Origin of the sequence: Photobacterium sp. BZF1 (assembly GCF_014349205.1) — a bacterium.
Taxonomy (GTDB): domain Bacteria; phylum Pseudomonadota; class Gammaproteobacteria; order Enterobacterales; family Vibrionaceae; genus Photobacterium.
Map to the genome: position 1 here is coordinate 1 of NZ_JACSOF010000121.1, position 20,110 is coordinate 20,110.

At 44.9% G+C, this 20,110-nt stretch carries 21 protein-coding genes; 3 read left to right on the forward strand and 18 right to left on the reverse strand.

The window, feature by feature from the left end:
- The 8 genes from fusA to BIZ37_RS22195 all read right to left on the reverse strand — a co-directional run.
- The coding region (gene fusA, locus BIZ37_RS22160; RefSeq protein WP_187463365.1) for an elongation factor G at nt 1–1,459 on the reverse strand (1,459 nt) is incomplete at its 3' end.
- 343 nt (nt 1,460–1,802) lie between these two features.
- Entirely contained in the window at nt 1,803–2,981 is a 1,179-nt protein-coding gene (locus BIZ37_RS22165) for a lipopolysaccharide assembly protein LapB (RefSeq protein ID WP_187463366.1), read from the reverse strand.
- Entirely contained in the window at nt 2,978–3,595 is a 618-nt protein-coding gene (locus BIZ37_RS22170) for an energy transducer TonB (RefSeq protein WP_107296502.1), read from the reverse strand. The genes BIZ37_RS22165 and BIZ37_RS22170 overlap by 4 nt, the downstream gene beginning before the upstream one ends.
- Complete coding sequence (locus BIZ37_RS22175; protein WP_107296501.1) at nt 3,595–3,999, reverse strand: biopolymer transporter ExbD; 405 nt, start codon at nt 3,997–3,999, stop codon at nt 3,595–3,597. Before BIZ37_RS22175 ends, BIZ37_RS22170 begins: the two co-directional genes overlap by 1 nt.
- Nucleotides 3,999–4,559 carry a MotA/TolQ/ExbB proton channel family protein gene (locus BIZ37_RS22180; protein ID WP_107296500.1) on the reverse strand — a complete coding sequence of 187 codons (561 nt, stop codon included), beginning with the start codon at nt 4,557–4,559 and terminating at the stop codon, nt 3,999–4,001. Before BIZ37_RS22180 ends, BIZ37_RS22175 begins: the two co-directional genes overlap by 1 nt.
- Nucleotides 4,559–5,890, reverse strand: coding sequence for a MotA/TolQ/ExbB proton channel family protein (locus BIZ37_RS22185; RefSeq protein ID WP_187463367.1), 1,332 nt, complete (start codon nt 5,888–5,890; stop codon nt 4,559–4,561). The genes BIZ37_RS22180 and BIZ37_RS22185 overlap by 1 nt, the downstream gene beginning before the upstream one ends.
- A 1-nt stretch (nt 5,891) precedes the next feature.
- Nucleotides 5,892–6,653: a DUF3450 domain-containing protein gene (locus tag BIZ37_RS22190; RefSeq protein ID WP_187463368.1), complete on the reverse strand. Its 762-nt coding sequence runs from the start codon at nt 6,651–6,653 to the stop codon at nt 5,892–5,894.
- Between the two features lie 196 nt (nt 6,654–6,849).
- Nucleotides 6,850–8,943 (reverse strand): TonB-dependent siderophore receptor, encoded by a 2,094-nt coding sequence (locus BIZ37_RS22195; RefSeq protein ID WP_187463369.1) that lies wholly within the window; start codon nt 8,941–8,943, stop codon nt 6,850–6,852.
- Nucleotides 8,944–9,212: 269 nt separating this feature from the next.
- On the opposite strand from BIZ37_RS22195, the gene BIZ37_RS22200 reads away from it, so the two are divergent.
- Nucleotides 9,213–9,656, forward strand: coding sequence for a hypothetical protein (locus BIZ37_RS22200; protein WP_187463370.1), 444 nt, complete (start codon nt 9,213–9,215; stop codon nt 9,654–9,656).
- 36 nt (nt 9,657–9,692) lie between these two features.
- Here the strand turns inward: BIZ37_RS22200 and BIZ37_RS22205 are convergent, their stop codons facing one another.
- The gene (locus BIZ37_RS22205; protein ID WP_187463371.1) at nt 9,693–11,075 is read right to left on the reverse strand and encodes a histidine kinase sensor domain-containing protein; all 1,383 of its coding nucleotides are present in this window, start codon (nt 11,073–11,075) and stop codon (nt 9,693–9,695) included.
- Between the two features lie 237 nt (nt 11,076–11,312).
- Between BIZ37_RS22205 and BIZ37_RS22210 the strand changes: the two genes are divergently transcribed.
- A complete protein-coding gene (locus tag BIZ37_RS22210; protein ID WP_187463372.1) occupies nt 11,313–11,942 on the forward strand; it encodes a hypothetical protein in 630 nt (209 codons plus the stop codon).
- Between the two features lie 9 nt (nt 11,943–11,951).
- Here BIZ37_RS22210 and BIZ37_RS22215 read toward each other — a convergent pair whose 3' ends face one another.
- Nucleotides 11,952–12,437 (reverse strand): hypothetical protein, encoded by a 486-nt coding sequence (locus BIZ37_RS22215; protein ID WP_187463373.1) that lies wholly within the window; start codon nt 12,435–12,437, stop codon nt 11,952–11,954.
- A gap of 109 nt (nt 12,438–12,546) precedes the next feature.
- The gene (locus BIZ37_RS22220; RefSeq protein WP_187463374.1) at nt 12,547–13,068 is read right to left on the reverse strand and encodes a nicotinate-nicotinamide nucleotide adenylyltransferase; all 522 of its coding nucleotides are present in this window, start codon (nt 13,066–13,068) and stop codon (nt 12,547–12,549) included.
- A 182-nt stretch (nt 13,069–13,250) separates the two neighbouring features.
- Here BIZ37_RS22220 and nadE point away from each other — a divergent pair, with 182 nt between their 5' ends.
- Complete coding sequence (gene nadE, locus BIZ37_RS22225) at nt 13,251–14,087, forward strand: ammonia-dependent NAD(+) synthetase (RefSeq protein ID WP_187463375.1); 837 nt, start codon at nt 13,251–13,253, stop codon at nt 14,085–14,087.
- Nucleotides 14,088–14,151: 64 nt separating this feature from the next.
- On the opposite strand, the gene BIZ37_RS22230 is transcribed toward nadE, so the two are convergent.
- From BIZ37_RS22230 to BIZ37_RS22260, 7 genes are all read right to left on the reverse strand, one after another.
- The gene (locus tag BIZ37_RS22230) at nt 14,152–14,667 is read right to left on the reverse strand and encodes an HD domain-containing protein (RefSeq protein ID WP_187463376.1); all 516 of its coding nucleotides are present in this window, start codon (nt 14,665–14,667) and stop codon (nt 14,152–14,154) included.
- A 200-nt stretch (nt 14,668–14,867) separates the two neighbouring features.
- Nucleotides 14,868–15,038 carry a YoaH family protein gene (locus BIZ37_RS22235; protein WP_187463377.1) on the reverse strand — a complete coding sequence of 57 codons (171 nt, stop codon included), beginning with the start codon at nt 15,036–15,038 and terminating at the stop codon, nt 14,868–14,870.
- A gap of 73 nt (nt 15,039–15,111) precedes the next feature.
- Nucleotides 15,112–16,317 carry an NnrS family protein gene (locus tag BIZ37_RS22240; RefSeq protein WP_187463378.1) on the reverse strand — a complete coding sequence of 402 codons (1,206 nt, stop codon included), beginning with the start codon at nt 16,315–16,317 and terminating at the stop codon, nt 15,112–15,114.
- Between the two features lie 158 nt (nt 16,318–16,475).
- Entirely contained in the window at nt 16,476–17,339 is an 864-nt protein-coding gene (locus BIZ37_RS22245) for a DUF2861 family protein (protein WP_187463379.1), read from the reverse strand.
- 1 nt (nt 17,340) lies between these two features.
- A complete protein-coding gene (locus BIZ37_RS22250; protein ID WP_107296487.1) occupies nt 17,341–18,003 on the reverse strand; it encodes a response regulator transcription factor in 663 nt (220 codons plus the stop codon).
- Nucleotides 17,978–19,417 (reverse strand): sensor histidine kinase VxrA, encoded by a 1,440-nt coding sequence (gene vxrA, locus BIZ37_RS22255; RefSeq protein ID WP_187463380.1) that lies wholly within the window; start codon nt 19,415–19,417, stop codon nt 17,978–17,980. The genes BIZ37_RS22250 and vxrA overlap by 26 nt, the downstream gene beginning before the upstream one ends.
- Before the next feature lie 268 nt (nt 19,418–19,685).
- Nucleotides 19,686–20,110 (reverse strand): NAD(P)(+) transhydrogenase (Re/Si-specific) subunit beta (locus BIZ37_RS22260; protein WP_187463381.1); only part of this gene is annotated, 425 nt, incomplete at its 5' end.

The window sequence follows — 20,110 nt, forward strand, 5'->3', positions numbered from 1 at the left end:
CCCCAAACTGGCCAGCACCGCCACTTTGCTTCTTATGGCGGTAATGACCCTCTGCCTGCTGGGTGATCGTCTCGAAATACTCAATACTCGGTTGCTCAGTATTGACCTTGAGCTTATAGACCGATTCCATTTTCTCCAGCGCAATTTTCAAATGAAATTCACCCTGACCACCCAACACCGTTTCATTGGTACGGGTGCGATGCTCAAGGCGCAGAGACGGGTCTTCAGAAACGATTTTATTAAGCACTTCCGAGAGCTTCTGCTCATCGCCACGTTTGGTGGTTTGAAGTACAAGGCTATACATGGGAGCGGCGAATTCGATGGTTTTCATCGACACATCATCTTCGTCATGGGAATCATGAACGACAGAATCAAAGCTAAGGTCATCAACCTTCGCCAATACACAAAAATCACCCGCCCTTGCACTGGCTATCTCTAATCGTTTCTTGCCCTGCAACTGGTATAAGTGTCCAACTTTAAACGCTTTGCTGTTTTCTCCGATAAAGAGCTGGGAACCCGCGTTGATTTCGCCTTGAAATACACGTAAATAGGCAAGTTTTCCAAGGTACGGGTCGACACTGACCTTGTAGACATGGGCAACCGAATGATCCAACTGCTCACAATCAACCCGAATTTGTTGGCCATTCTTCTCCAGCATCGGCGGATTTCCTTCCGCCGGCATCGGCATAATTTCGGCAAGGGTTTGAAGCAACAGAGAGACGCCCTGACCGGTTTCCGCCGATACAAAACATACAGGAATAACGTGACCGGTTCGCAAGGCTTCTTCAAAAGGATCATGGAGCTGTTCAGGCGTTAATGACGATCCTTGCTCCAGGTAAAGCTCCATAAGGTCTTCATCAACCTCAATGACCTGATCAATAAGCTGCTCGTGGGCAGCTTCTACACTATCGAATAATGTTGCTGCGTCATATTTTGGAGAGAAGTAGCAATCAACAATCGATTGACCGTCTTGAGACGGTAAATTGATAGGCAGGCATTCTTGACCAAAATGTGCCTGAATTTCCTGAAGTAGCTGAGGGGTTTTATCCGGATTGAGATCAACTTTATTAATGATGATCATCTGGCACTTCTGCTGCGACTTGGCAAAGTGAAATAACTTCTCGGACACTTGGTTTAACGGGGTATTGGCATCGAATACGAGAGCAGTGGTTTCGACAGCAGGATAGATACTTAACGAACGGCCAAGCAGTTCAGGTAAGCCTGGGGTATCAATGACGTTAAGCCGGTGTTTTTGCCAACAAAGAGCAGCTGGTGTGGCTTCGATACTATGTTGGTAATGGATGGATTGGTCATCGAAATCAGTGACAGTGTCACCCTCTTTGACATTTCCGAGATGGGTGGTGCATTCCGACTCAAACAGAAGACGCTCAACCAAGGTCGTTTTACCTACCCCACTTTGACCGACTATCGCGATATTACGGATTTCATTCATAGACATAACAGCCTCCGAAGTTCAGAAAGACAAACGCTATTTTCCAGCATGTAGGCGGTCTCCCGCCTTGTCGTCTTCCAGGTCAATTTTCGGATGGGTACGTCCATAAGCACAGGCCCAAATCGCCGCAAGATTAATAGTAAGAATAACCAAACTTTGAAATTTAATTGTCTCGAATAGCTTGCGCCTATCCGCTTTAAATTAATGTGAGTTATTTCATATGGATAAAGATTGTCGTTTTTTTGTTATTAAAAAAGGCCACATTTGTGACATTCAACGTAAGTGTTAATATCACAACTGTAGCCTTATACTTAGCCAGCATGTCGTTGTTGAGGATTATCGCTCTAAACTAGCTTGCCATCTCTCTTTTTTGGGACAAGTACTTAATCCAGCTTTTTGATGCTGTGGTGGATTCAATGTTATCAGCTTGCTTAGCAAAGATGATCGCTTTCTCGAGGTTGTCGAGCTTGTAATATGCCCTCACCTTGGCAAGTGCTACATCTGCCTCATGATCTTTGTCTTTGACTTTATCAAGCTCGGCAATTGCCTTGTTGTAATAGCCCTGCTGCAAGAGCAATTGTGCCAAAGGCCAACGGTGTTTGTTATTCAACGCAGCCGCTTTTCGCCAAACCGAAATCGATTTATCCCATTCTTTGGCGATTTGCCAATATTGGGCCTGCATGACAACAAGTTCGACATCGGAATCTGCACCCTCAAGTTCTGAATACAAGAGTGCAGCCCGCTCAGGGATACCACGCTGGGCATAAAGCTGGGCCAATGTCTTCAGATCTTGCTGAGCCAAAGCCACACCTTGTCTACGTGCCAGAGCCAAAGTATCAAGCGCAGATTTTGACTGGCCCAAACGAAGCTGGATTCCTGCGGTCTGTTGCCACCAAACGAGCTTGTTCGGCTCAAGGATAATCAGGCTATCCAAAGTGGGTAATGCCGCTTTCCATTGTTTAAGCTGAAGCTGGGCACCGAGTTTGATGGTCAACGGCTGAACATCCATCTTACCTGCATACTTTGAGTAAGAGTTAATAGCCGACAGCGTTTGTTGCCACTCGGAAACCTGATAATGAGACTGGGCAATACGCAACCATAACTCATCGGCTTTTTGATTGTCTGGGATGTTCTTACTCAAGGCATAGTAATGCGGTAAAGCCTGCTTGAACTTTTCACTCGATAGCAAAATGTCAGCTAGCATACGCTGGGTTACCCAAGCCTGCTCGTCCTGTAATAAGCCAGAGTTAACGGCATCCGTCAGATTAGCAATTGCCTTGGTCGTGTTATCTTGCTGCCAATAAAACACACCCAACATACGTTGAACATAAGCTTTATCGTAGTCACGAGAAGGATCTAATCCTTCAAGCAACGCAATCGCTTCACCCAACTTCTCATCTTGCTGGAGATTGTGAGCACGCTGAACCCGCCCTGCGGTATATTGCGATAGTTCCGCAGACACAGCCGGTTCAGCGACCAGGCCAAGAGGCAAGGACAAGGCAACAAGTAATGTCAGTTTCTTGATCATTTCTGTATTTTAAACTCCAGTCTTACCGTTTGACCAACCTGGGCAATAGACTTGCCATCGACAACTTTAGGCTGGTACTTCCATTTTCTCAGCGCCTGAATAGCTTCACGTTCAAACAAACGGCGAGGCTTTGCATCTAGAACGCTTATGTCCGTTGGGCGCCCCTGCGGGTCAATGGTAAATGACATTACAACGTAACCTTCGGCCCCCTGCTTCATCGCCCTTGAAGGGTATTTTGGCTCAACACGGTACAAAGGCATTGCCTGCTGGTTAGCACCAAAATCAGAAAACGTCGGAGCGTTGATTGCTAAGCCCGAGACCGATGCATCAAGGTTCAGGCTTGGCATCGATGGCGAAATTGTATTGGTCACCGTCTGGCTTGCTGCCTTCGGAACAGCCTGCGGTGGCGGTTCCGGTGTTTCAGGTTTCTCTGGTGCTGCACGCTGACGACGCTGTGCCTCCCGCTCTTGCTCCACCATTACCATATCAAAAGCCAATAATTGCTTTTCGGCTTCAGGACGCTGGTTGCCGTTATCGACCATCCATGCCATGAAGGTGAACAGCCCCAAGGCCATTACAAAAGCAGCTGGAATTGCAATAAGTACACGCAGCATTAGCGCTTCTCCGCAGCCAACGCTATCTTCTGCACACCAGCCCCTTTCGCGGCATCCATCACTCTAACAACCGTTCCGTTGTAGGCATGCTCATCGGCTTGGATCACCAGCGATGCTTCAGGCTGCTCAAGTAGCAAGTGTTCAAGTGTGGCCTGGACACGTTCAACATCAACAACTCGCTTATCGATGTAGACATCATTGGCAGATGTGATGGCAATAAAAATACCGGCATCTTTCTGGCTGACGACATTACTGGCCTGAGGGCGATTAACTTCAACACCGGACTCTCGAACAAATGAGCTGGTAACAATAAAGAAAATCAACATGATAAATACGATATCCAGCATAGATGTCAGATCCACCTGGGCATCTTCACGGGCTGAAGAAGGACGACTCAGTCTCATTACTGACTCCTCAATAATTTTTCTAACTTAATTTCGCGCTTGTGGCAGGATTTGGATAAACGAGAATGCACAAACATACCTGACAGTGCTGCAACCATACCAGCCATTGTCGGCAGTGTTGCCAGGGAGATGCCCGAAGCCATCAACCTCGGCTGACTGCTGCCTTGGGTCGCCATTACATCAAACACCGAAATCATACCGGTTACCGTGCCTAGCAGGCCCAACATCGGGCAAATGGCTACCAGCACCTTGATAAGGTTCAGGTTTTGGTTAAGGGCAATATGTGCCTGGCTCAACCAGCCATCACGCATAGAACGTGCGTACCATGATGAATGGTCGTCTCTTGACTGCCACTTCTCTATCCATTGCTGCCGTTGTTTCGGGTAGGTAATGAGCAAGTACAAAACCCGCTCAATCACCAAGATCCAGCAAAACATCACAACCGCTGCTAACCACCAGAGCACCTGACCACCTTGGTTCATGAATGTCTCTAGTGAATATTGCCAAGCATCAAAGAATGAAGCTTGCACTAGCGGAACTTCATACAGATTGCTTTCCATTAGGCGGTCGTTCCTGCTTTTTCAGCCTGCTCAGCTACCAAGCTAATACCTTGTTTTTCAAGGATGCTACGGATAGTTTCAGCCTGAGTGGTCAACATGTTGTGCGCAAGTAGAAGCGGCATCGCAGCGACCAGACCAAGTACCGTTGTCACCAATGCCATAGAAATACCACCAGCCATCACTGTTGGGTCACCATTACCAAACTGGGTGATCACCTGGAAGGTTTCAATCATGCCGGTAACAGTACCCAACAGGCCCAGCATCGGAGCAAGTGCAGCCAGTAGCTTCAGCATAGATAGGCCCTTCTCCAAACCTTGTTGCTCATCAACAATGGTTTCGAGTAGACGTAGTTCAAGCGCTTCAACACTACGGGTCTGCTCTTTGTTGTAAACGTTAAGCACACGGCCCAATGGGTTGTTACCTGGGTTTTCAGGAGTCTTAAGCTGCTTTTTGATCTGCTGGCGAATTGCGAATAGCTTAGCGCCACGGAACAAACCGATAGCCAGACCAATAGCAAGAAGACCTAGAATAATTTTACCTACTACACCGCCGTGTTCGATACGGTCTTTTAGCTCAGGAGCATTGGCAAGTTGTTCAAGCATGATGCCACGAGACGGGTCAACCACCATTGACTGCATACCGCTTTGCTCAAGTTGTGACAGTTGATTGCTTACCGGACCGTTCTGTGGCTGTTTCAGATATGGCTTGGCCGATTCGCGCTTGCCGTCCCATGCCAGGTAACCTTGTTCGCCAATTAGGCCAAGGCTGCCCAAACGGTATGCATCAACGTTAGACATTTTGCCTTGTCCGTCGATGAAAGGCACTGATACTGCACGCAATTCACGGCTGGCATTGATTTGCTCTTCTAGCCCTTTCCACAAACCAGTCAGTTCTTCTAGTGAAGGAAGCGTTCTCGCTTCAACAATGCTGTCGATTACTTTGCGGTATTCATTACGGTCAACGCCCGTTACCGAGAAGCCCATTTCCGAATCAAGATCTTTTGCGGCCTGACGAACAACACCGAACAACTCACCCAAGCTGCCCGTTTCTAAGCGAAGCTGCTCTTCAAGTTTTGCTAGTTCGTTTTCATTTTTGCTGAATGTCGTGCTTAGCTGGTCCGTTTCAGTTTGAAGTTGCTGACGCTGCTTGAGCAAAGCATCACGCTGCGACTTAAACTCTTGCTCGGTCATTTTGAAACCCTGCTCTCGTTCAGCATTGTGTTGCTGCTGAACTTTGGCTTCTTGTCGGGTGTCTTGTACTAACGAGGCATTGGCAGAAGCCAGAGGTACAGAGAATAGGCACAATGCTGCCACTAACGCTTTGATTTTCATGTTACTTAGTCTCCACGTTAACTGATACTGGCAGTGTAATTAGGCTAGGCGCGGCTTGTTTGGAGGCAATTGCAAAGGCTTTGTTAATATCTGATGCAAAAGAGTGATCGAGCGATTGCCATACCGACTCTTTATCGTTCCATGACCAGTAATTGGTTCCGTCAAGACTGCGAGCAACAAGAGAAACGCGACCAAGGTAAAGCATATCCGCTTCGATTGTACCGTCACCAAGTGCAACCTGCCCCTGGTAGATACCCATCTTGGTACCGTAATCTAGCTCAATTTGGTATGCCTCCAGAATACGACGGTATTTTTCAGCGTCACTGATATCAGCCTGTACCATCATTTTTTCTAGCTTTTCGATACGTACCAGACGCTGCTCTTTACGAATAGGCTTGTCTGATTCAACATTGGTTTTTAGGCCATTGAGCATGCTGTACATCAGCGGCACGACACCCTGTCGGGTATCTTTAATGCCTTCGATCTGCTGGTTTAGACTCGTCATTTCTTGATTCTGGCTATTAACCAAGTTGGCAAGATGGTCACGGTAAACCTGTAGGTTTTGAACTTCTTCCTGAAGCTGCTCAATTTCAGCTTTCATTGACAACGTGGCTTCCGCACTGCGGTCAATTTTCTTCTGGCTAGTTGCCGATGCGGCATTCATTGAACTTTCCAGGTGTCGGGCTTCACCCAATGTGCTGGCTTGCACGCCAGCTGTAAGGCTAAGTACCAAAAGCGCGAGGCTTGTTTTCTTGATATTCATTTTAAAATCAATGCACTAGTAAACGTTAAAAATCTTCAATCTATGAAGGCTATACCAAAAACAAATAAACTCACCGAGTGCTAGTCGATGAGTGGGAATCAATATACACCAAATGAAAATCGATATCATTTGGATTTACATTAATTAATAAAAAAGCAAAGGGGGAAGCACAGTGCCCTCCCCCTTTATTAATCAATTAGTAACGTACTTGTAACGTAGCCATGTAGTTACGGCCTTCGCCAAGCGTTACATTCGTATTGTCGCCACCCATCATATAATCGGTATCAAAGACATTTTCCACATTGAAGCGCGCAATGAAATCGAGATTCTGATCATAATGGATAGTATGGGAGATACCCATATCTACACGTGTATAAGCATCTTTCTTGAACGTGTTAGCATCATCGCCGTAACGCTCGCCAACATAGGTCAACCCAAGATTAACATTGGTATTGTTCTCAAACGCATATCGAGACCAAACTGTCGCGCCAAACTCTGGTACATCTGCCGGGCGGTTACCCTGATAATCTGCATGGCTCTTATACTCAGCATCTAGGTACATCGCGTTACCGTGCAGTGAGAAACGTTCAGTCAGGTAACCTTGCAATGCGAACTCAGCACCGCGGTGTACTTGTTCACCGCCTTGCGTTTTCGTATAAGTACCGTCTGAATGCTGAATATCAAGAGCAACATCTTCCAGTGCAATATCAAAAACAGCACCAGTTACAAACAAACGTTCATCAAAGAGTTCCCATTTGGTGCCAATTTCATACTGCTTGCCGGTACGTGGTTTCAGATGCTCACCATCATTGCGGTACTCTTTACCTCGACCACTTACAACCTCACCTTGCGGCTCAAAACTTTCCGAGTAAGACGCATAAATTGAACCATTGCTCCGCGGATGATAAATCACCGCTACTTTCGGTGTCAGCGCATCTTCAACAAGATCTTTGCCTTTGGTTTCTTCTCGGTCGTAACGAAGACCTGCCAATGCCTGCCATTGGTCGTTAAACGTTACCATATCCTGAATGTAGAAGCCGTACGAGTCCCGTTCAGTAGGTGTTTTTGGTCCCGCATTCTTGTAGCTTAAACCCTCAGGTTTCTCGAGTGGTTTTCCAACTTCACCAGTTAACCCTTTAATTGAGTCTGTCTTGCCAAGGTAGTAATAACCTAACCAGTTGGAGCCAACCAATACCTGATGGTCGACACCCAAAGCGGTGAATTCACCGACAAAGTCTAGATACGCGGTATCATACTGCCAATCATCTAAACGATCGTAACCTTGGTATTCAAATGTACCAGTTGCCGGGTCATAGGTTTCAGGCTTGGAGAAACTTTCTGTATCGTGACGCAAGAAGTTTTGATGGTTGTAGCTTGCCGACATACGCCATACATCAGTTAGCTGAGCATTGACATCAATACCGTAGTTTTCGACATTGTTTTCAATCTCTGACCACTGGGCATCCCAAATATGCTCATTGCCCAGAACCACCTTGCCGTCTTTAACGTACGCACCAGAATCTACATTGCCTTTATCGCGAGTTTTGTCGTAATGAACAGAGACAGTAACGTTGTCATTGACATCATAATCAACAAATAAGCCACCCACAAAACGTTCTGTTGATGGTGTACTGCCATCTGTGTAGGAACGCCAGTTGTCATAGGTTTGCTGAGAAACAATAGCTCGAGCTCGCAATGTCTGCGCTTCGTTAAGCGCTCCACTGACATCAACTACAGTACGAGACTCATTATCAGAACCAATGTCTTGACTCACATTGACTTGCGTTTCATAGGTTGGTTTCTTCGAAACCATATTAATCAAACCACCAGGGGCTGATTTACCATATAGCAAGCCTGAAGGGCCTTTTACCACTTCCACTCGCTCTAGCAACTCAATCGGCTGACGATAATGAGACCAGTGTTGTTTGCCGTCTCGAAGGAAACCACTGCCACTTTGCAATTCAAAACCACGCAATGAGTAGGTCACTCGGTTACGGGTTTTATCGCCAATCGAAACACTTGAGTCATTCTGTAAAACTTGATCCAGTGAACTGGCACGCTGTTCATCAATCAACTGCTCACCAATGACAGACACCTGCCCTGCTGTTTCAAGTTGGCTTGCTTCAATACGCATCGCTGTCGTGTTGGTATCGGCTTTGTAACCATAATCACGACCTGTAACAACCATGTGCTCATCAACATCAGTTGTTGCAGTGTGCTCTTGAGCATAAACAGCAGGTGCCGCTAGGATGGCACCAATAAGTAAAGTCAATTGACTTTTGTTAAACATATTCCGTTACTCCAAATCGTTTGAGATACAGCGCCATGTTATTGATTTATAGGTAGGCGGCTTGATTGTACCCACATGCATTTTTGTGCTGACAGGAATATAAGTGATAAGTATTACCATTTGCAGTTAATTTACATTCTTTGCATTCGTAAAGAAGTGTCAATGAACGTCAAGTTACCGTTTTTATAAGATCGCCATACGGGAAAAGTGTCATTTTTACAACGGAGAGGTATAATGCAGCGTTTTTAAAATTTATCGGTACATTTGAAGTGACAGAAGTAAACCTAGATAACGTTCGTCAGCAGTTGACAGCCCTTAACCTCAAAGCAGATAAAATGCGTTTTGTTACCGTATCTGCAATGGATGAGGAAACCCTTGAGTCTTGTACGACAACCGAGGGCGAATGTTTCTATAACAGCTATATGAATGTCATCTACGGAAAAGGCGATCGCTACGTGCTTGGCTACCGTTGTGACGAAGAGGTTGTAGACCATGCGATTATTCGCAAAGGTGATAAGTACTATGACCCTACCTTGCAAGCTGAAGAAGGTGACTTCAAAGAATACCAGTATGCTGTGATGACTGAGTTCACGGTATTCGACATGATGAAGCATGCCAAAAGCAATAAAGATTTTCCGCCTGACGTAGACTACATTTTCAGCAAAGCAGGCAAATTCAAAAACGTCATCGATGTCGAGCGTTTAAAGAAATAACAGTTAGCCCGATGCATTGCATCGGGCTTTTCTTTTTTACATAGCACTGGGCAATTGCACTTTTACCCGAAACCCCTCATCAAGATTTTCGGCTTTAACTGTGCCATTCATAATCGTGACGGCCTCTTTGACAATCGCCAATCCTAGGCCGTATCCGCCCGCTTGTTTTACCCGAGAAGACTCTATCCTGGTAAAAGGGTCAAAAATGGTGGCGATATTCTGAATAGAGATACCTTTACCGTTATCTTCTACCCACATTTCAACCCCTTCTTCCTTCAAAGACCTCACCGAGACACTGATGTTTGCGTGTTCACCAGCATACTTGATTGCGTTGCCTATTAAATTATTCAATATTCGAAGGACCAAACTGTTATCCGCTATCGCTAACACTTCACTCTGGCTGCTGTAATACGCTAATGTCTGTCCATTCAACAATTCATCTTTCATTTTATCTACTTGGAGTACACACAAACTAGACAGATCGATAGGATGCAGCTTAAGTTGATAGCTGGCATTCTCTAATCGGCTATATTCCAGAATCTCACTGACAAGAGCGTTCATTTCACAAGACTCTCGTTCTAGCCGATCTAATAAGCCTTGCTGCTCTTCAGGCAACTTTCTTCTCAGTAAATGCAATGCTAGGTCGTGACGCGCTAAAGGTGTCTTCAGTTCATGTGACACATCACGGATCAGACTCTTTTGCTTTTCAGACAAAGCATCAATCCGCCGGGTCATATGATCAAAACTATTAGCCAAAGCGGCAAATTCTGTCACCGTCTCCCCAACTTCATGGCTCACCCTTACCGAGAAATCCCCCTCAGCTAGCCGCTGACTTGCAACCTGAAGTTTATTCAAGGGCTGTTGTAAGTGCCTAGCGAGTAGCATAGACAGAACCCCTAGTATCAGTCCCGCAATGACGACTTTGATAACTGTAAAATAGTAAGTAAAAAATCGCGCCGGATGGTGGTGGTGCGGAAATTGAATATAAATGGTATGGCCAGTCTGTAGTGGAATGGCAATGATTGGCTGGTTAACCTCGTTATCAAAAACCGTATCTATATCACGAGCATATTGAAGCTTAAATTCAAAATGTGGGTGCATGTCTCTGCCACTAATTGCCTGTTGATCCTTATCTAACACAAACAAATAGTATTTCTGCCCCCTCTCCCAATCAGCTAATTCATCCATATCCCCTTCTCGGATATTGACTTCTGCCTGATAAGCCATTTCCATCATTTCAGCCTTTATCTTCTCAGGAACGTGTAGCATCACTCTGACCATTGCCGCCTCGGCAAGGTTCTGCAGCAACAAGATAATGAACAGGCTAATCGCAAATGAAGAAAATAACTTGAACGCAAGCCCCTCTCGATCACCGAGACAAAAAGCAGACTTTATTTTTTGAATAACAACAAGACTCATTAGAATTTTCAGGCAGTAATTTTGCTCGGTACCTTAAGGCAAGAAGCATTCTCATGCAACTATGCTGAAATTGCCCTCTTCGGGGCGAAACTGATTATTAGGTGGTTAATTTCACGGATCAAATTAACAAATTTCGTTTACATAACTGTCTTATTCACTATGTATCATGTTTAATAGTAATTAACGTTAGCTAACGTGTACCATACGATCAGCTTCACCATTGCAAGGACGCAACAAATGAAACGCTTCATTACTCTTACATTATGCTTTGTGATTTGGGGATGTAGTTCCGGCATCTATATTGACGTGCCAGAATCTATCGCTAATGAAACAAGTGATACCGGCTATCTTGCAGGCAGTTTAGGCGTCACAACGTTATGGCCCTCAACAGGTGAAGGTATCATTACTACCCTATCAATTCGCCCAGTCGGTAAGGCGGAAGAAATCACGCTAACTAACACTCAGACCAAGTCTGATTTTGAAAACGAAAGTGATAAAGGCCAACTTTTCGTGGCGGAACTTCCTATAGGACAATACGAAATCAACCAAGTACAATTTAAAGGAAGTAACGGTCGCAAAACTGTCCGTTCAAAATCCAATCAAGATCTCGCGATTTATTTTGACATCACCAAAGATGAAGTCACTTATATCGGACAATTTATGACGTCTAGCTTGGTCGCCAATAGTCAATTATGGAATACTCCCTACCCAAGTGGATTTGGTGTTATTCATCACAGTTACGCGACAACGAGAGACCATGAAATCATGTCAGAACGCTTCCCAGACTTGAAAACACTTTCATTTCATGAAGTGAAGTTGCAGGGCTTTGATACGAACAAATTAGCATCAAAAGCCATTGAGTATTAAGAGAAGAGATTACTGGAAAGGAATTTCTACTTGAATGAAGACATCCTCTAAGTCACGGTCTTCATGCCAGCGATAATCAAAACGTAAACGAGGAGACTTACCGTTTTCTCCTCCGATACCAAAGCTCATTTGTAGCCCGTACTTCTTGATCAGCTCTTTAACCTCTTCAACATCCAACAAGTCATCCTCGGCAAACTTATCTGGCATCCAAACGCCTAGGCCGTAAAAGCTGGTTGAGACATTTGAAGAGACAAAAGGCGAGTCGAATTGTCGGGCCCAGTTATCCCAAAAGCTTTCTTTCTGTTTCTCTTTAGCATTCCACTCTAGATACGGCTCAGATAACGCAATACCAGAATCATAACCATTATTTGCGGGGGCGGTATAAGTCGTCGTGCACTCAACCTGTTGAGAATGTTGAGTGTCTGTCACAGGCTGAGTCGATTCACCATGGAGAGGCGCAATACATGCCGAACTGTTAAAGTAAATTGCTGACAACAATAATCCAGATGAAAAACTCAACACAACCATTCAATACAACCATTCAACACAGCGACGATGACAAGTTAATCAAAGCCATAACAAAATAATTTAATACCTTATTTACCTATTTGGTATACCACTTTTTTTCATTCAGCATTGTAGCAACCTTCTTGGTTGTTAAATGTGAAATTGTGCGACTATTGATAATTTGCTCTCGAATTTGGGTACTGCGAACCTTAACGGTTTCAGGGCAAGCAAGCACCTGCCAACGCTGCATGATCTCTTCGGCCTTAAAGAACTTACCAAAATTCAAAAAATTGTCTGGACCAACGACGAAGGTAAGGTTTGCTTCTGGATACTTTTCTTCAAATGCTTCTAGCACAGCAAACGTTGTAATAGCTTCATCCCCTACTGCGATCTCTTTTTCAAGTTGTGAAAGCTCAAGGTTGTCCTGGGATACATCTTCAATGAAGGCTTCAACCAGTTTGCAGCGCGAATCGTAGTCCAACATCTGCTTTCCCCAAGCATGGCTATAACTTGGTAGTAAAATCACTGTGTCAAAATGCGCTAGTCGCTCAATCACTGACTTGTGGCCAAGACTTGGTGGGTTAAAAGCACTGCCGAAGATGGCAATTGATGCTGTCATGACTGGAATGTCCTTTTTTTATGCCGTTTTACTGTTTATTTTACTTATTTAACGTAAGAGGATTGATCCTTACATAGAGTTATCGCATATTTTGCAAAAGGTTTAATGCATTTCATCTTTTTTTTGCATTAAATGACGCTATATGGTTACAAATTGGGCAAGCCCCTGAGGATTGATTCATTATGGAACAGTTAATTCGCGATGAAATGCGCGTATTACCAGAAATTGATGTCGACTTTGAAATTGAACGCCGCATTGCGTTTATTCAAAAGAAACTCAAACAGTCAGGATGCAAATCACTGGTTTTGGGTATCAGTGGTGGTGTTGATTCAACCACGCTTGGCCGCCTTTCACAGTTGGCTGTTGAAAGCCTAAATGCTTCAGAAAATACCGACGATTACCAATTTATCGCTGTTCGCTTGCCTTATGGCGAACAAAAAGACGAAGATGAAGCTCAGCTTGCCCTATCTTTCATCAAACCCACCCACTCTGTAAGCGTCAATATTAAAGACGGTGTCGATGGTACTCACGCCAGTACGCTATTGGCCTTGGAGGGAACTGGCCTTACTCCAGAAAGCGAAGGAGCAATAGACTTTGTTAAAGGTAATGTAAAAGCGCGTACACGCATGATTGCCCAGTATGAAATCGCTGGATTAGTGGGCGGTTTGGTTTTGGGAACTGATCATTCGGCTGAAAACATTACGGGTTTTTACACTAAGTTCGGCGATGGTGCCTGCGATCTTGCTCCATTATTTGGCTTGAACAAACGCCAAGTTCGTCAAGTGGCAGCCAAACTAGGCGCTCCAGAGTTACTAGTACGTAAAGTACCAACAGCCGATCTGGAAGAATTAGCACCTCAAAAAGCTGACGAAGATGCCCTTAACGTTAGCTACGATCAAATTGATGACTTCCTTGAAGGTAAGCCAGTCGACCAAGTTGTATCTGACCGCCTAGTTGGGATCTTCAAGGCCACGCAGCATAAACGCCAACCGATTCCAACGATTTACGACGAAGAGTAACTTCAAGCGACAGTTTAGTCACTTAACGTCACAAAATGAAAAGGGCTCACAATGAGCCCTTTTCTTATGATGCTTCTGAATAACGAAGTAAGTTGTCTAATTCCCACCAAATGGCTTCACATAACCCTTTACGATAGACAGACTGCTTAAATGCTTGGTGTTCTTCTTGATAAAGTTGATAGTAATGATGATTGCTATATAAGCTCGCCCGCACATTAGCTAACCGATCACACGCTTTAACTATTAAAGCGATTCTTGCAGCTTCTTCTACAGTATCTAAAATAGCCAATCGTTGATTGATTTGGTGCTTCCTATCTTGCCGACTCTCTAATTTATCATCTGTCATATAACCAACAGCATCAGCAACCAGGAAACCGAAATCAGCCGCTAGTTCATCAATCGTGGTTTCAGTATCTTCAAGTACATCATGCAGTTGAGCCACTATCATGGCATCAGTGCCAAAAGGGCTGGCTAAACGAGAAACTGCATCGAGATGGATATAATATGGAACGTCACCGTACATCTGTCCTGTGTGCTTGGCTCGGGCCAATGTACGAGCCTTGAGGTAACGGTTATTCATCCTTCCCTCCTTCATCTAAATCTGACACGACCACACCCAAACAAAATTAGGCCATATTGAAATTCAGGATGTGATTCACTCTTTCAAAGAATGATTGTACTCATTCCCACACAAACAACTGGGATTTATTGCACGATTTGATGAAAAAACGGGCACCAAATGGCACCCGTTTCATAGATTCGTATCAGGGATAAGACAATTTATTCCTGCTCGTCGTCCGACTCTGCTTTTTTTGCTTCAGCTTCACGAATGGCATTAGCCACTATCATAATCGCTTCACCACTGCTGATCCCTTGTGCCATCAGCTCATGAATTTTTTCTGCCGCTTCTTGTTGCTGCGCGTGAGTCAGTGTCGGAGTGTTGTTAAACATAAATCATCATACCCGAAATAATAGAGCGCATAGTTTATTGACTTGCGCTCACGTTGTCACCTGCTATTTGCCGTTATCCTGGGCGTCCATCTAAGCGTGGCTTGGACAAGACCGGATAATACACGGCTGTAAAAATTGCGAACGAAAACGCCCATAACCCTGCCGATACAACGTATGCCTGAATTGTGATGGCAGGATAGAGAGCAATCAACAACGTACGTGATAATGTCGCCAGTATCAATGCAGCAAAAGCCACCACCATCAGAGGTTTAAGTTGTAGTGCTCGTCCTGTATGGCCTAATGAAACACGGGCAATCATTGCTAAGATCATACAACCGATCCCACCGACCGTTAGCGTATGTAAAGCGAGACTATATCCCACACTACCCGACCAGAAGTGTAGCCCGAGTAGTAACATACCAATTACCATGGCCAGATACGCAAAATGCAGCAGCCATAGTAGCGGAACTTTTGCTGTGGATAGGCTACGCCAACGTATGAAGCGGATTAGATTCATCAAAGCTGTCACAATGAGCAATGTTGGAAGCGTAAATACTGAAATGTTTTCAGGTACAGGTAAAAGAACATTCAGTAGCAATAACCAACTTGGCACCAACGCCCCGTATTCCAACCATTTGATGCGTGTGATTTGCTCTGTTTGCGTACCCCGCCAAGTGAAGAACGGAATCACACGGCCTCCGACTACCAGTACAATCACACTTATCACCATAACGGTGGCAAAAGACACTGTACGTAAAGGAATATCAACTAATCCTAAAGCTATAAGGTGAAATAGAGCGTTTAGCACCGTCATCAATACAATTAACGGTGCAAAAAACAAGTTATTCCATTGACGGCGAATGATAATCGGATGGGCAAGGAAACCAGCAGCCAGCGGCATCCAAGTTAAATCAATGAGCATCCAAATTACGTTAGGTGTACTTGAAAACATGGCTAATCTTGCGATTAACCAAAACGCAAAGATGATAGCAAGCTTCCAGCCCCTAACCCCAGGATTACCCGTCCAGTTTTGAACAGCCGTTAATAGAAAGCCAATAATGATAGCCCCAGTAAACCCAAACAGCATTTCATGGCTGTGCCACCACACCGGATTACTATACATATAGCTTGCAAGAGAAACATTCCCTGCCCAGAACAGCCCCCAGAGGAGCATAGAAACGACAGACAATAAGCTGGCAGCTAAGAAAAATGGTCGGAAGGCTAAACGAAATAAAGGCAGGATCTTCTGCTCTTTTTCGCTATCAAGAATTTGCATCATGGTTTCATCACCCACTTTAAAGATGCATTAATAATACACCTTAAAAGTTGCAATGAAAATACATGTTTAAGGGTAAATTTTCACTAGGTGAATATAAGACTTTATATTCAACATTTTAAATCCGCACTTAGAAGCAAAAAGAAGATGTGAAATCGACTTTACATCTCCGAATGCTCTACCGGTCTCGTAATACTTTGAATATCACGTACAGCGATTTCACCCTGCCATCGACTATGAATGATTCCGACACTCAGCCAATACCGTCCATCTGGCAAATCAACATCCGGTAAGGTAGTCGGCAGTTTGCCATCGACATTCTCCGTCCACAGCGGTGTCCAGGAAGTGTCATTAAGATCATAAATGTTCATAGATAAAACAGGCGATGGGCAAACCTTGTCCGGCAAACCGTTTCGTTCTATCCGCCAATTTTGGCTATCAACCCAACCAATTCGCTGCTTACTTTGAGGCCGAGTTAAGATCACCCAGGTCTTGTAACTCTCTTCACCATCAGCACTGATGATCATTTGGTACAGGCCTTCACTGCTCGCTTTTTCTAGTCGCTTGGTTTCAAGCGAAAAGTAGCCCCCTTTATCCGTTTTAGGTGTGGCCGATAGGACGGATTGCTCCGGCCAACGAATAAAGTCAATGTTGGTAATGCGCTGTTCTGAAGTCCCGGTAATCGCAAGGCGAGGCAAAACTTGGTTCTGATTTTGAATCATTTCACGTTGGATCACCAAGCTAGTAAGCCATGGCGGCAGCGCTGTGGTATCAAGACTTCGCCCACAATCCTCAGTAATTGCGAGCTGAATCAGATCATTAAGATTGTTTTGCTGTTCAACGTTAGGGGCCTGCTGCCAAGCTTGTACCATGGCACCAAAACTCTCGTTAGTTTTACCCTCGAGTAGTTTTTGATGGGCCATAGTAAACACATCTTGCGATACAAACCAGTTAGCTAGTGCATTCGGCGCCCATAGCGCCGAATGCAAAACTAACAGAGAACAAGCAATCGAGAAGTGTGACATCTTATGCGGATTTCATTCGATAGCCCACACCACGGAGGGTCTCAATTTCAATACCTGGCAGCTTTTGTCGCAACTGAAGAATATGGGTGTCTACAGTACGAGTTGTCGGGTAATGGTTGTAACCCCATACCTGATCGAGTAGCTCATCACGGGTAAACACGCGCCCCGCGTTCTTCGCCAAAAAGACCAAAAGCTCGAACTCTGTACGCGTCAAAGTGACAGCGTCACCACCCTGAATGACCTCACGGCTATCCAGATCAATAGTAATATCGCCAACTGAAACCGTATTACTCGGAACAGCCTCTGGCGCACCAGAGCGAAGGTGAAGACGAATACGAGCAAGTAACTCTTCCTCAGCAAAAGGCTTGGTGAGGTAGTCTTTAGCACCAGAATCTAAACCAATGACTTTGTCAGACACTGACACCATCGCAGTCAGCAAAATCACAGGTACATGTTTGATTTTCAACCAGTCACCTAAGTAACTTAGGGAATCCCCTTCAGGTAACTGACGGTCAAGTACAACGAGATCAGCTTGAGCCCAATGCTCAGCAACATTCGACGCGCAATCAGCATATAGGCAGTGGTAACCTGCCCCTTTTAAGCTCTCGAGTAAACCATCAGCAAGGTTGCGGTCATCTTCAACCAGAAGCAGAGTTTGATTCACACGGTATCTCCAATATAAAAGTGGTCGGAGGGCCAACTAACTTCATTCGCCCCCCCATTCTTCGGATCATCGATTCAACGATTGTAAGTCCAAGCCCTAGCCCGCGTTCGCTGACGAATGGCTTTCTTAATCTTGCCCAGTCTTTAGAACCAAGCTGACCGTTATCTGAAACGCTTACAATAAGTTTTCCGTTAGAATACGATGATGTTAATTTTACAGGCTTAACGCCATACTTATGGGCATTAGACAACAAATTGTCGATACAAGTGCCCAACCAATAAATATTTACATCTACAGGGCGATCCTCAGCAAGCTCCAGCGTTACCTCATACGGCTCACTCAGGTACTCAACCCACTCATTAAACGAATCAACATGTTGTACACTCAACTCTTGTTGATTCGCTTGTAAGTAATCTTTACTTGCTTCAGCAAGCTGTCTCAAGCGCCTTGAGTCTTCTGTCAAGCGCCTAAACTCATCATATAGGGTTTCCGGCAGCGCATCAAAATGTCTGCGAAAACCTTCCACGGTCATTGCCAAGCTGGCGATAGGCGTACGCAGTTCGTGAGTCAGAATCTGGAGTACCAGCATTCTCTCTTGCATCGCCCGGCGGCGGATACGCCAACGATAAAAACCCCAACCGAATAGTAGGCTGACATTAACAACCAGCAACCCGACTAAAAGATAGAAGGTAAGATGTGATTTATCTTCTTCTTCCCAGCAAATGTTGCCGCTTTTCAAGATACAAAAGCTCGTCGTATCTAGCCGAGTGAAGTTCACATCAAACTGGCTCAGAACAGGCGACCACCTCGGCTGATCATAGATATTGTATTCGTTGCCATTGCGTATCCAAAGCTCACCATTCGAAATGAAGGCTTCTGCCCCAGCAATATAGACCTGTATTTCATCGCGACTCATCCGTTGCAAACGCCCAAGTGCAGTATTCGTCGGGGCTAGGTCTCGCTCTTGGATATGAAGAAAGTCACCTAATTTCTCTTTGAGATCAGGATGCTTCTCCAAGTACCTTGAGGCATAACTCCCCCCACCTGGATGAATGTACCCCGCCCTAGCAAACCAGCCGATAGGTAGCACAGTATTGTTACAAATAGCGCGAGTGAACACCAAAGGCTGAGTGAGTAAGGGGGTAACCGGCCAAGGCCCTTTACAGCTCAACGAGCTATTGTAAAGGCGCTGAAGCGATTTCAGGGGATAAGTCGATGACTGTGGCAACAGAGATGAGGGTATCAGCAGTTGCGTTGGAAATTGACCTTGTAGCTGTCTGAAATCATACGTCGCTACTGCCTCGCTTGCTAACAGTTCAGCCCGAACACCATTAAGACGTTCAGGTAAATTCTTTGCCGAGGCAGTGTGGGTGCCAGCAAGCAACAATGAGATCAGTAAGACGATTTTTTTCATAAAGTGAAGTCTATCACCCCGCTTTGGGGATATGTCAGGGCTTTGTCATTAGCCTGATGGATAAATGTGCATTCAAAACGTGATTATCAGCTTCGATAATCAAACGGCAATGAGATATAGAAACTTAATTTTATCGATAATTTATTATAACTAACAAGCAATTATAAATTATTTACATCGTTTATTTTTAATTTATCACTACATACAGAACAAAAGAAAGGGAGCACATGGCTCCCTTTAAGTTACGATAACATAAACGAGTCTGTAGTTAGATGTGCTCAAGAATCTTATTACAAGACTCTTTGGCATCACCAAACAACATCTGCGAGTTTTCTTTGAAGAACAATGGGTTTTGAACACCAGCGTAACCTGTGTTCATCGAACGCTTAAAGACGATAACGTGCTTCGAGTTCCACACTTCCAATACTGGCATACCAGCAATCGGGCTATTTGGATCTTCCATTGCCGCCGGGTTCACCGTATCGTTTGCACCGATAACCAGCACGACATCGGTTTCAGTGAAGTCGTCATTGATTTCGTCCATTTCAAGCACGATGTCATAAGGGACTTTCGCTTCAGCCAATAGAACGTTCATATGACCCGGTAGACGGCCCGCAACTGGGTGAATACCAAAACGTACATCAACGCCTTTGTTACGAAGCTTTTCTGTGATCTCATGTACTGGGTACTGGG